This window comes from Brevibacillus sp. RS1.1, from assembly GCF_013284365.1.
In the GTDB taxonomy this organism is placed as follows: Bacteria; Bacillota; Bacilli; order Brevibacillales; family Brevibacillaceae; genus Brevibacillus; species Brevibacillus brevis_D.
On record NZ_JABSVA010000001.1, the window covers coordinates 752,528 to 768,301 of the forward strand.

General features: G+C 49.6%; 15 protein-coding genes and 1 other RNA gene. 3 read left to right on the plus strand and 13 right to left on the minus strand.

What is annotated here, in order from left to right; all coding sequences use genetic code 11:
* Window positions 1-17 precede the first annotated feature (17 nt).
* The 12 genes from pknB to HP570_RS03490 all read right to left on the minus strand — a co-directional run bounded on the left by pknB (window position 18) and on the right by HP570_RS03490 (window position 12,624).
* Window positions 18-2,003: a Stk1 family PASTA domain-containing Ser/Thr kinase gene (pknB, locus tag HP570_RS03435; RefSeq protein WP_173624897.1), complete on the minus strand. Its 1,986-nt coding sequence runs from the start codon at window positions 2,001-2,003 to the stop codon at window positions 18-20.
* A 5-nt stretch (window positions 2,004-2,008) separates the two neighbouring features.
* A complete protein-coding gene (locus tag HP570_RS03440) occupies window positions 2,009-2,764 on the minus strand; it encodes a Stp1/IreP family PP2C-type Ser/Thr phosphatase (RefSeq protein ID WP_173624898.1) in 756 nt (251 codons plus the stop codon).
* Window positions 2,765-2,768: 4 nt separating this feature from the next.
* Window positions 2,769-3,839, minus strand: coding sequence for a dual-specificity RNA methyltransferase RlmN (rlmN, locus tag HP570_RS03445; protein WP_173624899.1), 1,071 nt, complete (start codon window positions 3,837-3,839; stop codon window positions 2,769-2,771).
* 211 nt (window positions 3,840-4,050) lie between these two features.
* Window positions 4,051-5,397, minus strand: a complete 1,347-nt coding sequence (rsmB, locus tag HP570_RS03450; RefSeq protein ID WP_173624900.1) for a 16S rRNA (cytosine(967)-C(5))-methyltransferase RsmB — start codon at window positions 5,395-5,397, stop codon at window positions 4,051-4,053.
* Window positions 5,398-5,400: 3 nt separating this feature from the next.
* Window positions 5,401-6,351, minus strand: coding sequence for a methionyl-tRNA formyltransferase (fmt, locus tag HP570_RS03455; protein WP_173624901.1), 951 nt, complete (start codon window positions 6,349-6,351; stop codon window positions 5,401-5,403).
* A gap of 4 nt (window positions 6,352-6,355) precedes the next feature.
* Entirely contained in the window at window positions 6,356-6,832 is a 477-nt protein-coding gene (gene def / locus HP570_RS03460; RefSeq protein WP_015891995.1) for a peptide deformylase, read from the minus strand.
* A 16-nt stretch (window positions 6,833-6,848) separates the two neighbouring features.
* Complete coding sequence (priA, locus tag HP570_RS03465; RefSeq protein WP_064200612.1) at window positions 6,849-9,284, minus strand: primosomal protein N'; 2,436 nt, start codon at window positions 9,282-9,284, stop codon at window positions 6,849-6,851.
* The gene (gene coaBC, locus HP570_RS03470) at window positions 9,281-10,528 is read right to left on the minus strand and encodes a bifunctional phosphopantothenoylcysteine decarboxylase/phosphopantothenate--cysteine ligase CoaBC (RefSeq protein WP_173624902.1); all 1,248 of its coding nucleotides are present in this window, start codon (window positions 10,526-10,528) and stop codon (window positions 9,281-9,283) included. The genes priA and coaBC overlap by 4 nt, the downstream gene beginning before the upstream one ends.
* Before the next feature lie 75 nt (window positions 10,529-10,603).
* Window positions 10,604-10,810 carry a DNA-directed RNA polymerase subunit omega gene (gene rpoZ / locus HP570_RS03475; protein WP_007728388.1) on the minus strand — a complete coding sequence of 69 codons (207 nt, stop codon included), beginning with the start codon at window positions 10,808-10,810 and terminating at the stop codon, window positions 10,604-10,606.
* Window positions 10,811-10,814: 4 nt separating this feature from the next.
* Window positions 10,815-11,435 (minus strand): guanylate kinase, encoded by a 621-nt coding sequence (gene gmk / locus HP570_RS03480; protein ID WP_015891998.1) that lies wholly within the window; start codon window positions 11,433-11,435, stop codon window positions 10,815-10,817.
* A 16-nt stretch (window positions 11,436-11,451) separates the two neighbouring features.
* The gene (remA, locus tag HP570_RS03485; protein ID WP_015891999.1) at window positions 11,452-11,712 is read right to left on the minus strand and encodes an extracellular matrix/biofilm regulator RemA; all 261 of its coding nucleotides are present in this window, start codon (window positions 11,710-11,712) and stop codon (window positions 11,452-11,454) included.
* A gap of 24 nt (window positions 11,713-11,736) precedes the next feature.
* Window positions 11,737-12,624 carry a YicC/YloC family endoribonuclease gene (locus HP570_RS03490; protein WP_173624903.1) on the minus strand — a complete coding sequence of 296 codons (888 nt, stop codon included), beginning with the start codon at window positions 12,622-12,624 and terminating at the stop codon, window positions 11,737-11,739.
* Window positions 12,625-12,802: 178 nt separating this feature from the next.
* Between HP570_RS03490 and HP570_RS03495 the strand changes: the two genes are divergently transcribed.
* The 3 genes from HP570_RS03495 to HP570_RS03505 are packed head-to-tail and all read left to right on the plus strand — an operon-like array spanning window position 12,803 to window position 15,402.
* Window positions 12,803-14,542: an Rqc2 family fibronectin-binding protein gene (locus HP570_RS03495; protein WP_173624904.1), complete on the plus strand. Its 1,740-nt coding sequence runs from the start codon at window positions 12,803-12,805 to the stop codon at window positions 14,540-14,542.
* 36 nt (window positions 14,543-14,578) lie between these two features.
* Complete coding sequence (locus HP570_RS03500; protein WP_015892002.1) at window positions 14,579-14,920, plus strand: DUF2512 family protein; 342 nt, start codon at window positions 14,579-14,581, stop codon at window positions 14,918-14,920.
* Between the two features lie 32 nt (window positions 14,921-14,952).
* Window positions 14,953-15,402, plus strand: a complete 450-nt coding sequence (locus tag HP570_RS03505) for a hypothetical protein (protein ID WP_173624905.1) — start codon at window positions 14,953-14,955, stop codon at window positions 15,400-15,402.
* Between the two features lie 89 nt (window positions 15,403-15,491).
* Here HP570_RS03505 and ssrS read toward each other — a convergent pair.
* Window positions 15,492-15,682: non-coding RNA, 6S RNA (gene ssrS, locus HP570_RS03510), on the minus strand.
* Window positions 15,683-15,774 lie beyond the last annotated feature (92 nt).

Sequence of the window (15,774 nt, forward strand, 5' to 3'; positions counted from 1 at the left end):
CATGTCCCTCCACTACACTATGGCAAGCTGTTATAGGAAACTGGAATCGTCTGGTATTCATTGAAGCCTTGATCAGTCGATCGTTTCACAAAGACCTTGACTACCGAGTCCTTCTGTGGCGCCAAGACGATTGGTACATCGTACTCTTTATTTTCGGTGATCGTCTCCGTCTGGAAAACTTTTGCCTCTCCACGAGCATCTGTCACTTCAATTTTCACTTCCAGTGGTTCACCAGGTACAACCTCTACATAAACCGGAACGTTTGCCAGCTTGGCGTCCTGCGGATATTGGCCATTGCTGACCTCAAGCGGAATCGCTACATCCTTTTGCACTTCCATTCCCGGATCGTAAGGGTGAGTGCTGAGAACAATACCTGGTTTGTCAGTCGTATAAGAAGGTACCTCGGTGATTTTCCCGACAGACAGCCCTTTTTTGAACAATTCTACTTGCGCAGCCTCTACGGATTTATTCCGGACATCCGGCATTCTCACGAAGGTTTTCCCTTTACTGATCGTGACCGTCACATTCGTTTTGGTCGGGAAGACCTTTTCATTTGCGGCTGGAGACTGCTTGATAACCGTCCCTACCTCAGCCTTATCGTCCTCTTCCTCTACGAAAGTGACATTCTCCAGTTTAAAACCATTGCTTTTCAATGCTTCCTCTGCTGTTGCTCGCGGCAACGTAACCAGATTTGGCATGTTGATCTCTTGTTGTCCTTTGCTTACAAACAAGGTCACAACGGAATTTTCCTTTAACCGCATGGGAGGCGCAGGGTCCTGGCGTATCACCATTCCCTTTTCTATCGTATCATTGGCTTCTTCGACGATACGGGCAACAAGTTTGGCATCCTGAATCTTTTTCTCAGCAAGCGTCACTTCGATCCCTTCCACATGAGGCACCTGTGCCTCTGGAACGGACGGGAACAGATTCAACAGTAAGTTAAATCCGAAGAATGCCAGTACGAAAAACAATCCGATACCGCCTACCCAGAACAGCGCTTTGACCCACCATTGTTTCTTGGCTGGTTTGGCATCCTCTTCTTCCGCACGCTGCTCATAGCGGCTACGTCCCGCTCCTCCGGTTTTGCCATTGGTATGGCCTTCGAGCATGTCAGGTGTGATGATCGGCACCACACGCGTCATTTCTTCATCCACCGGGAACGTCAGCTTCTCTTCGTTTAATCGTTCTGGGAACAGGCAGGTCTCCAAATCTTCTAGCATTTCACTCGCGGATGCATATCTGAGAAATGGATCCTTTACCAGCGCCTTCAAAATGACATTTTCCACACTCTGTGGGATAGCCGGATTGACTTGGCGCGGCTCTGGAAGCGGCTCCTGCAAATGCTTTAGCGCCACTGATATAGGCGAGTCCCCGGAAAACGGCAGTTCACCCGTCACCATTTCGTACAAGACGATCCCCAGCGAGTAAATATCGGATTTTTCCCCGGTAATCCCACCGCGCGCCTGCTCTGGCGAAAAATAATGGACAGAGCCAAGCATCGCATTCGTATGCGTAATCGTTGCTGAAGTAACGGCTCGCGCAATCCCGAAATCCGTAACCTTCACCCGACCATTTTTTCCAATCATAATGTTATGCGGCTTAATATCTCGATGAATGATCTGGTTTTGATGCGCATGATCGAGTGCATCGCAAATTTGCTCGGCGATCCGCACTGCCTCTTCTACCGGCAGCGCACCACGTTGAATGATGACCTCTTTCAACGTATAGCCTTCTATGTACTCCATCACCATGTAATGGGTATCGCCATCCTGACCGACATCATACACCCCAACCACATTGGGGTGAGATAAGCTCGCCACCGCCTGCGCTTCACGTCGGAAACGATTTACGAAATCTTCGTCCGTACCAAACTGTGAACGCAGTACTTTAACTGCCACTGGACGATTCAAAATTAAATCTTTGGCCTTGTATACAATGGCCATACCGCCCCCACCGACGCGGGATTCTATTTGGTATCGTCCTCCCAGTCGTTGACCTTCCATCTCTCTCACCCCTCTTTCTGACCGGCATCAAGCGTATTTCGTACGGCAACCAGCGTTATGTTATCTTCCCCACCAGCATCCAGTGCTTCCTGCACCAAACCGTCCACCTTCGCTTGTAACGATATCTGTTTCTGCAACTTTTCTTCCAAGGAAGGATGACTGACCTTGTTGCTCAATCCATCTGAGCAAATCAAGACGATATCACCCTCTGACCATTCAAACTGCCCAAGATCAATGAGTACATCCGGTTCTGTCCCGAGTGAACGCATAATAACATTGCGGTGAGGGTGGACAGACGCCTCCTCGGCTGTAATCTGTCCACTTTTCATCAGCTCATTGACAAGGGAATGGTCTTCTGTTTTCATGACCAGTCCGTCTTGGTTGTAAAAATACAGACGGCTGTCACCGATATGCGCGGTAATCACGGAGGATCGGTCGAACAAGGCAGCAACTACGGTTGTGCCCATGCCACTGCACTCCGGATGTTCAAGCGCATATTCATAGACTTCTTTATTCGCAAGCAGAACGGCGTTCATCAATTGCTCGCGCACATCCTCTGCTTCGAGGTCCCCATCTAGGTGACGCAGTTCTTTCACTATTCGCTCAACAGCTAGGCGACTGGCAATATCACCAGCCTGATGGCCACCCATACCATCTGCTACAATGGCGAGCACGCGTCCGTTTAAATCGGTCACACAGGCATAATAGTCCTCGTTAACCTGACGAACGCGACCAACATGGGATTTCATCGCGATTTCCATGGCATCACCCCACGGTTTCTTTAGCGTGTTGTGCCCTCAATTGTCCGCAAGCAGCAGCAATGTCACTGCCTTGCTCGCGTCTGATGGTCACATTGATTCCTTTTTCCTCTAAAATGCGTTTGAACTGAAAAATCTCATTACGTGGCGTCCGTACATAATCACGCTCTGGTACGTAGTTCACCGGGATCAGATTCACGTGGCAAAGCATGTCGCCAATGAGTTCGGCCAGCTCCTCTGCATGCTCGGGCTGGTCGTTTTTCCCGCCGAAAAGACCGTACTCAAAACTGATGCGACGCCCTGTCTTGTTAATGTAATGGTGACATGCCTCCATCAGCTTAGCAAGCGGAAAGCCACGGTTGATCGGCATCAGCTGGCTTCTCAGCTCCGTGTTCGGAGCGTGTAGGGAAATCGCCAGGTTCACTTGTCCGCCTCGTTCAGCAAACTCATAAATCTTCGGTACAATTCCACTGGTGGAAACCGTAATGTGACGAGCACCGATATTCAATCCACGATTATCGTTGATGACGGACAAGAACGCCATCAAGCTCTCGAAGTTCTCGAACGGCTCGCCGATCCCCATGACGACAACGTGACTGACACGCTCACCTTCCGCATCCAGTCTGCGTTGTGCCGTCAATACTTGAGAGACGATTTCACCTGCATCCAGGTTACGCTTCAGTCCACCTAATGTAGATGCACAAAACGTACAACCAATACGGCAGCCCACCTGTGTCGTAACACAAATGCTGTTTCCGTAGTTATGACGCATAATCACCGTCTCAATCGCATGTCCATCGACAAGCTGGAACAAAAACTTGATCGTCCCATCCTGCGACTCCTGATGCGTGATTTCCTTGAGTGGCTCCATACGGAATGTATCAGCCAGCTTTTCGCGCAGCTCCTTGGACAAATTGCTCATCTCTTCAAAAGAAGTGACGCGTTTTACATATAGCCAGTCAAAAATTTGTTGTGCACGAAATGCTTTGTCGCCTGCACTAACCAGCCATTCTTTCATTTCATCTTGCGTTAAACTGTAAATAAGCGGCTTTGCGCCAGTAAATGTCGTTAACGGCATTCTATCTCCACATCCTCAAAATCATTGCTTGCCTAAATCCATTCTATCATTGTACCTCGTGGGGCGTCTCGCTTCAAACGGTTTTGACATCCAGATTCACAAATGCGTCGCTTTTCCTAGTGTAAACCAATCCAAGCGCGCGCAAACAAAGGCAAAGGAGTGGCATTTTCCACCTGTTGGTGCGCCACCCCTTGTTTGTACATCCGTTACCTTATCCTCTTCGCTTCAATCGCGCGATAAAGAATCCATCACTCTCGAAATGGTGAGGCAAAATTTGCACGCAGGCTCCGGTTTCATCGACATGCCCTCTGACAGCCTCAGGCAGGTCTTGTGCCAGTGTATCATCAAATACGAAATCAGGGTGTTCTTCAACAAAGCGGCGAACAATCTCCTGGTTTTCTGCTGGCTCAATCGTACATGTGCTGTAAACCATGACACCACCCTCTGCGAGTAGCGGCGCCAATGTTTTGAGCAGTTCGTACTGTAGCTGAGCAATCGCACGGACATCTTCCGGCGTTTTGTTCCACTTCAGATCAGGCTTGCGACGAATCACGCCAAATCCGGTGCATGGCGCATCCAGCAGGATTCGATCGAAAGTTCCCAGCGCTTTTTCGGGCAGGTCTAGTGCATCACTTACGATTGGCTGGATGATCGTAATCCCGAGTCTTTTCGCTGCATTTGCAATCAGATCGCGTTTGTGCGGATGCACGTCACTCGCTATGATTTCCCCGCGGTTTTCCATCATTTCGGCTATGTGCGTTGTTTTTCCACCAGGTGCCGCGCAAGCATCCAGTACACGCATACCTGGTTGGGCAGCAAGAGCTGGTGCTACGAGCATGGAACTCTCATCCTGGATCGTGAAGTAGCCTTCCTTGAACAAGCGAGAGCCTGCTACATGTCCGCCTTCCATCAGAATAGCATGAGGACTGACAGACGACGCTTGTCCTTCCAGCCCTTCTTCCGCCAGCTTGTCCAGCACTTGATCCTTCGTCGTTTTCCATGCATTGACCCGGATAGAGCTATGCGGGGTTCTGTTGTTGGCTTCGCAAATCGCAATCGTCGTCTCTTCGCCATATACGTTAAGCCACTGACGCACAAGCCATTCCGGATGCGAATAGGCTACGGCGATTTGCAAGGCACGGCTGCCTTTTGGCTGACGCTCCCACACATCCGGCTGACGCAACACATTGCGCAAGACACCGTTGACCATCGAAGCAATCCCTTGGTGACCGCGTTTCTTGGCGATTTCAACCGCCTGGTGTACGGCAGCACGCTCAGGAATACGGTCCAAAAAGTGAATTTGATACAAGCTGAGACGCAACAAATTACGGACCCAGGTCTGGACCTTTTTATTCCCGACAAAATGGGACAGGACATGATCCAGCGTCATCTTGTGCTGTATGGTACCGTACACAAGCTCTGTCACCAGCCCTGCATCTGCTGCACTGAGATTTTCCCGATCCAAGACATTGCGCAGTTCAAGATTGCTGTAGGACTTATGTTCTTCTACCCTGTTCAAAACATCGAGGGCGATATCGCGAGCTCCCTTTTTTGCCACGGACTATTCTCCTACCTTTGTGCCGATTTCAATGCTGCTGCCCGCTCCGCGCAAAAAGTCGAGTGCACTCATACGTTTTTTGCCTTCTGGCTGCAATTCGGTTATTTTCACAGCACCGCTACCGCAAGCGACAACGATACCGTCTTCCTCACGGGCGATGATGGTTCCCGGCTCCTTGTCTTCACCGGACGCAGGCATTTTTTCTACCCACCACAGCTTCCAAATCTTTCCCTCGCATGTAGTAAATGCGACAGGCCACGGATTCAAGCCGCGGACTTGGTTGTAAATCTGTTCCGCAGAACGGCTCCAGTCAATTTTTTCGTCTGTACGCTTGATATTGGGGGCAAAAGTCGCTGCCGAATGATCCTGTTGCTCTGCTACAAGCTCACCAGCCAACAGGGGCGGAACAGTAGCAATCAACAGCTCAGAGCCTGCCGCAGCCAATTTGTCATGTAAGGTCCCCACTGTATCGCGCTCTTCAATCGGCACGACTACCTTGGACAGCATATCCCCTGCATCGAGAGCTTCCACCATGTACATGATCGTTACGCCTGTTTCCGCTTCTCCCTCAACAATCGATTTATGAATCGGGGCACCCCCGCGATATTTCGGCAAAAGAGAGGCGTGCACATTGATGCAGCCATATTTCGGGGCATCGAGCAGTTTTTTAGGCAAAATCTGCCCATATGCCGCGGTAATGATCAGATCAGGCTTGAGGGCCATCACTTCTTCAAGCGCTTCCTCTGCCTTGATTTTTTCCGGTTGCAATACCAAAAGTCCATGACGCAAAGCCGCCTCCTTCACGGGGGGCGGCGTCAATACTTGCTTGCGTCCAACGGGACGATCGGGTTGTGTTACGACTCCAATCACGTTGTAGCCTGCTTCGAGTACTGCCGTAAGACTCGATACAGCAAAGTCAGGCGTACCCATAAACAGGATGCGAGCATCTTTCAAATGGTTATTCCCCTTCCTGGTTCGGGTTTACTTTGTACACCTTGTCAGCTACATCGATAAAGAGGACACCGTTCAAATGATCGATTTCATGTTGAGCACAACGGGACAACAGGTCGTCTGCCTCGAGCTCAACCACATTCCCGTTACGGTCATGACCGCGCAGCTTGATCCACTTGTGGCGACGAACGTCTCCTTGCAGGCCAGGAATGCTCAAGCAGCCTTCTGGATAATCGTATTGCTCTCCTTCATGCTCAATGATTTCCGGATTGATCATTTCAATCAGTCCATCACCGCAATCCATCACGATGACACGCTTGGAAATGCCCACTTGTGGAGCAGCCAAGCCTACACCGTCTGCATCGTACATCGTGTCTGCCATATCATCAAGCAGCTTGTGCAAGTTGGAATTAAATTTGGTTACGACCATTGCCTTTTCACGCAAAATCGGATCTGGATGTTTTACAATTGTGCGAATCGCCATGTGTTTCATATCCTCCCTAAAGCAGTACGTAAGGGTCGACGTCAATCGTCATCAATACTTTCTGCTGTTTGTTCCATTCTTCAAACGCAGCCGTCGCCTGAGCGAGCAGCTCTGACAGTTGCGGTTCATCACGATATTTTAGCATGATCTGAAAACGAAATCTATCCTTCACCCTTGCAATGGGCGAAGCCACAGGGCCCAAGAGGATCGTTGTCTGTGCCAAACGCTGCCGCAAATAGTCAGCCATCGTATGCGCACCACGGATCACAACAGGTACCTCTTCGTGGCTAAACGTAATTAATACGAGACGGAAATATGGCGGGTAGCCTGTTCGTCTGCGCTGCATCATTTCATCCTGATAAAATGCGGGATAATCATGTTTAGTCGCATGAACAATGCTATAGTGCTCCGGCGTATACGTCTGAATCACAACATCCCCGTCCAGCTCATGCCGTCCTGCCCGTCCACCTACCTGCGTCAAAAGCTGAAATGTCTTCTCCGCTGCACGGAAGTCGGGCAGATGCAAAGACGTATCCGCTGCAATGATGCCCGCTAGCGTCACTCGTGGAAAATCAAGTCCCTTGGCAATCATCTGCGTACCGAGCAGAACGTCGCCTTGACCTGAGCGGAATTTATTTAGTAGCTCTTCGTGAGAGCCTTTTCGCGAGGTCGTGTCCACGTCCATTCGGATGACCCGGATTCCAGGGAAAAGTTTTGCCAGCTCGGCTTCCACCTTTTGCGTCCCCGTACCAAAAAAGCGGATATGCTCACTTTGACACTCAGGACAATGCTTAGGCTGTGCGATGGTGTATCCACAGTAGTGGCAGCGCGCCGTATGATTCGTTTTATGATAAGTAAGCGAGATGTCGCAATGAATGCAACGCATCGTATATCCGCAGGAGCGGCACATGACAAAGGTAGAAAAGCCTCTTCGATTAAGGAAAATGACCATCTGTTCTTCTTTTGCCAATCGATCCGCAATCATCTCATGCAGCTTCCGGCTAAACATCGAGCGATTCTGGGCCTGAAGCTCCTCGCGCATGTCCACGACATGTACCTCTGGCATCGGGCGATTCCCGACACGCTCCGGCATACGCAACAGCTCGTATCGGCCTCGCGTAGCCAATGCATACGTCTCCAAGGCAGGAGTCGCGCTTCCCATGACAAGGACACCCTGATTCTCTTTCGCTCGCCACAGCGCTACTTCTCGTGCATGATATCGCGGGGTCTCTTCTTGCTTATACGAGCTTTCATGCTCTTCATCGATCACAATCAAGCCAACATTCCGAAACGGAGCAAAGATGGCAGATCGGGCACCCACCACCACTTTGACTTGCTTGCGAATGATCTTGCGCCACTCGTCAAAACGCTCTCCTTGCGACAACGCACTGTGCAAAACAGCTACATCTGCGCCAAAACGAGCTTTGAAGCGCTCTACCATTTGCGGAGTCAGTGCAATTTCTGGAACGAGAAAGATCGCCTCGCGCCCTTTTTCCAACGTGCGTTCGATCGCTTCAAGATATACTTCTGTCTTACCGCTTCCGGTAACCCCGTGGAGCAAGTAAGAAGCATAGGTTCCCGATTCAATCGATTGCAAGATAGGTGTCAGTACCTCTTCCTGTAACGGGGTAAAGACAGGCTTCTGCTTTTCCTGGAATCGTCGATTCGCGTAGGGGTCCCGGTAAACCTCCACTTGCTCGATCGCGATCCAGCCTTTTGATTCCAGGCTTTTCAGTGGAGAACGCGTAATTCCGTATTCATCCCGCAGCATTTGTACAGATAAGGACTGCTCCTTGTGCATGAGCATCAGTTGAAGGACACGGCGCATCTGCTCTGCCCGTGCTGGCAACGAACCAATCGCTTCCTCCAGCTTCCCCTCATCCAATAAGCTTCGGACAAATGATTGCTGCTTGCGAGTTATTTTGTCTCTTACTTGATACTCCGTAGCAAGCAGACCGCTTTGTATCCAGCCCGGAACGAGCAAATACTCCTCTGCAAATTGTTTCTCCACTTCTGTCAGCGGTAGTTGCCGTTTGCGGAACAATTCCCACAGAAGCCCCGATCTCCCGCATGCCTCTTCGTCCAATGCGTCTGTCGCTGTCAACCACTTCTCCGACTTCCCTTTGAGCACAGCCGGAAGCATCGCCTGTACAGCTGTTACCCACGGACACAAGTATTGCTTGGACATCCATTCGCTCATCTTTAGCAGCTCTGGCGTGAGAGGAGGCGTATCGTCTTGTACCTGCACGACATCTTTTAGTCGCGAACGATCTGGTATGGCTTGGTCGTCCTCTACGATCCCGATAACATAGCCTTGCAATTGACGAGGGCCAAACGGGACAACCACGCGGCTGCCAATGCGAATCAGTGGACGCAACCAAGGCGGAACATGGTAATCAAAAGGTCGATTTGTTCGATTGACCGGAACGTCCACGATAATTTGGGCAATCATGACAGGTCTTGGAGCGGTCTATGCTCTTGCACGGCAAGGACAGCATCAAACAGCTTGTCTGCCACAGCCCGCTTACTCAATTTATCCAATGCCAGTTGCTCGCCGCCACGGGTTAGCAAGGTCACGATATTCGTATCGCTCCCCATACCTGCTCCCTCAAGCAACACATTATTGGCTACGATCATATCGAGATTTTTTCGCTCCAGCTTGGACTGGGCATGCTGTAACACATTTTGGGTCTCTGCCGCAAAGCCTACGACGAATTGCTTCGTTTTGCGCTCACCAATCGTCTTTAAAATATCGGGTGCTTTTTCTAGCACGAGGTCGAGTGGACCATCACCCTTTTTCAGCTTATGTTCAGCTACATGCTTCGGTCGATAATCGGAAACGGCTGCTGATTTGACGACAATGTCACAGTGTGGCAACTGCTCCATGACGGCATCGAACATTTCTTGTACCGATTCCACCGCGATGAATTCTACTCCATCAGGACGTGCCAAGGTTGTCGGTCCACTGACCAACGTGACCTTTGCCCCTCTGTCTCGTGCCGCTTCCGCGATGGCGTAGCCCATTTTTCCTGAAGCATGATTAGTTATGTAACGAACGGGATCAATTTTTTCACGAGTCGGTCCCGCTGTGATCAGTACGTGCTTGTCCTGCAAATCTTTTTCACGGATCGTTTGTCTGGTCTCATCGGAGGCAAACCACTGACGCACAGCTTCGACGATTTCCTCTGGCTCCGCCAAACGTCCTTTGCCAATCCAGCCACATGCCAAAAGCCCGACACCTGGTTCCACAAACCGATAACCATAAGCCGTAAGCTTATCCATATTGGCGATAACCGCAGGGTGATTGTACATATTGACGTTCATGGCAGGCGCGACCATGACAGGCGCTTTCGTAGCCAATACAGTCGTCGTCAGCATATCATCCGCAATGCCATTCGCCATTTTGCCAATCACGTTTGCCGTTGCTGGCGCAATCAAAATGAGATCAGCTCGATCAGCCAGTTCAATATGACTAATCACATGTGGATCTGGTTCCGTAAATGTATCTGTATAAACAGGCAGGTGAGACAAGGCTTGAAACGTCAAAGGCTGAATAAACTGTAAGGCGCTCTCTGTCAAAACGACATGCACCAATGCACCTGCTTGTGTCAGCTTGCTGGTCAGTGCAGCAGCCTTATAAGCAGCAATGCCGCCAGATACTCCAAGAACAATTCGTTTTCCTGCAAGCGAATGCATCTGCACTCTCTCCTTTCTCCCCTATCCGAAATCCGAAAAAAACAACCTCGTGAGGTTGTTTTTAAAGGTGACTGCTTATTTGCGACCGTCCAAAAACTCGTGAACGAGCTCGTCGGAGATGAACTCCTCCAGTGCCAAACCTACAAACTTTTTGGATTTTGGTCTCACGACTTGAACTTCGCTGTTTTCGCGAAGCTGACGCGCACGCTTGGATGCGACTGTCACCAGGATGTACTTGCTCTCTGCCTTTTCGGTCAATTCGTCAATAGATGGATACAACATAATTCTATTCAACCTCCTGTAACCATTTGCGATATTTGTGAACCTGACGATCTTTTTTCAGATGCTCCGCTGTAATAATCGCTTGGATACGATCACACGCCGATTCGATGACGTCATTGACGACTACATAATCGTAGTGGTCCATGAGCTCGATTTCAGCACGCGCCACTTCCATGCGTTTGCGAATGATCTCTTGTGATTCTGTCCCGCGTCCCACGATCCGGTTTTCCAGTTCGTTTAAATCAGGCGGAGCCAGGAACAGGAATGTACCTTGCGGGAAGCTCTCTTTTACTTGAAGAGCACCCTGAACTTCAATCTCAAGAATGACATCGCGCCCCTCATTGAGCATATCGTCCACGAACTGACGAGGGGTTCCGTAGTAATTCCCCACGTATTCTGCCCATTCCAGGAGAGCATCTTCTTCAATCATCCGCTTGAACTCTTCCTGGCTTTTAAAAAAGTAATTAACTCCTTCTACCTCTCCAGGACGCGGCTGGCGTGTGGTAGCGGAAACAGAATACACCAGACCAGGCATCACTTCACGAAGTGCCTTGCATACTGTTCCTTTTCCCACACCAGCTGGTCCGGAAAGAACCAAAAGGAGACCACGATCAACCATGCTCATTGTTTACACTCCTACTTTATTCGTCCGATTCGTCATCCTTCGTAGTCAAGCGTTGTGCCACCGTTTCTGGCTGTACCGCTGACAAAATCACGTGATCGCTGTCTGTAATAATGACCGCACGTGTACGTCTCCCATAGGTAGCGTCCACTAGCATGTTGCGATCGCGCGCTTCCTGGATGATCCGTTTGATAGGAGCGGACTCCGGACTTACAATTGAAATAATGCGGTTGGCATTGACGATGTTGCCAAAACCGATATTGATTAGCTTGATTGCCATGACGGCCCAGCCCATCCTTTCATGCTACTCGACATTCTGTATTTGCTCCCGCATCTTCTCCAGTTCTGTCTTGATCTCGACAGCTAAATGCTGAATGCGCAAATGATTCGCTTTGGAAGCAATCGTATTGGCTTCCCGATTCATTTCCTGGAGCAGAAAATCCAGTTTTCGACCAATTGCTTCTTCTTTGCCTAATTGATTGGCAAACTGTTGGCAATGACTATCTAAACGGGTCAACTCTTCACTAATATCACTTTTATCAGCGAAAAAGGCAACCTCTTGCGCTACACGAGCAGGGTCCAATTCAAAAGGCGTCAAACCGGCCCACTCACTTACGCGTTGCTCGAGTCGGCCCTTATAATCTTCCTTACAAAGTGGGGCCAACTGGGAGATCTCCCGCGTCCATGTGTTGACGGCAGTCAGGCGACTGGCTAGATCAGCGTGCAACAGTTTACCCTCGGTCTCTTTCATCGAAACGAGATCCAAGGCGGCGCCCCTGACTAGGTCTTGGAGCCACTCTGCCAGCTCCTCCACATTGTCGTCCTCTGACTCTTTGGTATGTATCACGCCAGGAAAGTGTAGCAGATCCTTGACGGTTAAAGGCGTCTCTAGCGCAAAACGCTGAGTCATCTCGCGGGAAATGGAGACTAGCTGTTCAGCTACATCCCAGTCAATGTCCATAACCGTAGCAGAAGAACTTTTCCCTTCCACTGAGACAGTGACATCGACACGCCCTCTTCTGACATACTGTGCAACCAGCTTACGAATCGAATCCTCAAGCATATTCCACGCTTTGGGCAGGCGCACGACAATCTCAGAAAAGCGGTGATTCACTGCACGTATCTCGACTGTTGCTCGAATGGAGCCTTTGCTATCTTCTTTTCTACCATAACCAGTCATGCTTCGAATCACAAGTTTTCACTTCCATAGACGCAAAATCGTTAATTTATTATAGGAGACAACTCTTGGCAGTGTCAACCGAAGCACCCCCACCACGATGAGATTCCTCCTTGCTCTGACTTATGCTACACTGTGACTGGCAGCTCTCTATCTATTATTCTAGCCATTTTTTTGATCTGAGGTGACTTTTGTGGCATTTGATGGCGTAGTAACCCGCTCTGTTGCGCGGGAATTACATAAACTGGTAGGAGGACGCATCTCAAAAATCCACCAGCCCCACCATAGCGATATTATTATGCAAGTACGGACACAAGGAGAAACGGTAAAATTCCTCCTGTCTGCAAACCCGACCTATCCCCGCTTACACATCACGACAGAAGAATTCACGAATCCGCTGGAAGCTCCGATGTTTTGCATGCTATTGCGCAAGCATTGTGAGGGCGGCGTAATTGAATCCGTCCAGCAAATCGGGATGGAGCGAATCATTCACATCGACGTACGCACCCGGGATGAGCTGGGTGACACGGCTGTCCGCCGCATTATTGTAGAGATCATGGGCAAGCACAGCAACATCATCCTCATCGATCCTGCAACCGGAATAATTTTGGATAGCGCCATGCATGTGACGCTCGCCATTAGCCAGTACAGACAAGTTACGCCCGGCAGACCTTACGTCACTCCTCCGAGCCAAGATAAACGCGACCCTCTCACTGTAACGGAGCAAGCGTTTATTTCTTCCCTCGATTGGAACGGCGGTCGTTTGGACAAGCAAATCGTAGATGGCTATACCGGGATCAGTCCCTTATTGGCAAAAGAAATTTTGCACAGAGCCGGCCTCGCGAATCGTGAATCACTGTGGGCTGCCTTTTCACAGGTGATGAAAGCAATCAGCGATCATGCATATGTGCCATCCATTGTAGAGGCAAACGGCAAAGCGTATTTTCACGTCGTCGAGCTGACACATCTCTCAAATGGAGTTACAACCCCCTATCCTTCCGTCCAAGAATGCTTGCAGGCATTTTACGAAGGGAAGGCGCTCCGTGACACTGTCAAACAACGTGCGCACGATTTGATTCGCTTTGTCACTGTTGAGCGCAATAAAAATGTAAAGAAAATCGAGAAGCTCGAGCAAACGCTGAAAGATGCGCATGAAGCAGATCTGTTTCGTCTGTACGGTGAATTGATCACCGCCAATATGCACCAAATGAAGCGAGGGGATCGCGAACTCGTCACAGTCAACTGGTATGACGAAGCAGGAGGTACCATCACCATTCCGCTCGACCCATTAAAGACCCCGTCGGAAAATTTACAGTCGTATTACAAACGGTATAACAAGGCCAAAAACAGCCTTTCCATCGTGAGTGAGCAGATTGAGCAAGCGCAGGCTGAACTCTTGTATTTGGACGGCGTATTGGTCCAACTGGAACATGCCACCCTAAAAGATGCCGAAGAAATTCGCGAGGAGCTCGTTGAGCAAGGCTACATGCGAGATCGTAAAAAACGTGGTCCGCGCAAGAAAAAAGATACCCGACCAGAGCTGGATACGTACCTTTCTTCGGATGGCATTGAAATTTTGGTCGGCAAAAACAATAAACAAAATGAATACCTGACCAACAAGCTCGCATCGTCGCAAGAAACATGGCTGCACACCAAGGATATTCCTGGATCCCATGTGGTCATTCGCGCTCGGGAATTTTCGGATGAGACGTTGCTTGAAGCAGCCAATCTGGCGGCTTTCTTCAGTCGCGCCAAAGAAGGAAGTCAGATTCCCGTAGATTACACGCTCGTGAAGCATGTAAAAAAACCGAGCGGGGCCAAGCCAGGCTATGTGATCTACGAACAGCAACGAACGCTGTATGTGACACCGGATGAAGCACTGATCCGCCGTTTAAAATCAAACACCTCTTCTACGAATAGTGCGACTACCTAAGTTCATACTAAGGGCATGAAAGGTGGTGTTCGCTCTTTGAACATCGTTCTCAAGCTCTTGTTTAACGGAATCATTGCCATTCCAGGGCTTTGGTGGTCAGGGACGTCCCTTATGTTTGCCGTGCTCGCAAGCGTGATTGTTAGTTTACTGGGTTATGTATTGGATTTGACAATCCTCCCTCGTACAAACAATACGTTTGCAAGCACCGCTGATTTTTTGTTCGTGTATGCCTCCTTGTGGCTTGGCTGTTACCTGTTTGGTCAGACCATATCCTTATCAGGTTTGCTGTTGACGACATTTGCCATTACGGTGGTGGAATACTTTTTCCATGGTTACCTGCAACGGCACGGCGTCCACCATTCCAAACATCCGGGCTGAAGCATCATTTCTATTTTGGAAGGAGGATCAGGATGAACGTTATTGGCATCATCCAGACCGATCTGAACGAATTCAACGTGCTGTTTGAGCAGCAAGGTGGACAAGGTGGAAACGGACAAGGACAGCAATCACACGACGGCGGACAAAACCATCAACAAGACCAAGACAGCGACTCGATGTTTCTCAGCTTTCTCGATGAACAACCGAGTTCAAATGAACAAAGCGGGCAAGGGAACAGTCAAGGCGGAGGCCAAGGCGGACAACAGCAAAATGGCCCGCAAGAGCTGACCGTCCGCATTAAAGGAATTCCTGAGGGACAAAAAGCGAATTTCCTGCAAATGTATCAAATTCTTCAAGATGCCCAAGACTCCCAAACCCTTGAAAAGGACCTGACCATTGTCGATCACGGGGATCAAGACCAGGGCGCCCAAAAACAAGGGCAGGGCCACGGCTCGGGCAAACAAAACAAAACCACTCATTAGTTTGAAGACAAAAAACAAAAACCACCTGGAAGCAGATTCCAAGTGGTTTTTGTTTTTGCTATCGGTCATTCATTGCGTTCATAAACGGCCAAGTCCCCGCTCTGCCGTTGACCTCATGTTTCTATAACCTGCGCTCACACAGGTGGGCGACCCTTCTGTACTTCAACCTTCCCATGCATCCAAAAAGGAGGTGGGCCTGACATCCATCACAGTTTCCGTCTCCCGAAAAACACGTATAAGGTTAGAAACATTTACGGCCTATCGTACATCGCAGGATCTTGATATCCCTACTTTAACACAGAATGGTCCTTTGCTCAACGGATAAAGTTCCCTTTGGACTTTTCAATCTAATCAATCCCATGAGCTAAGCAT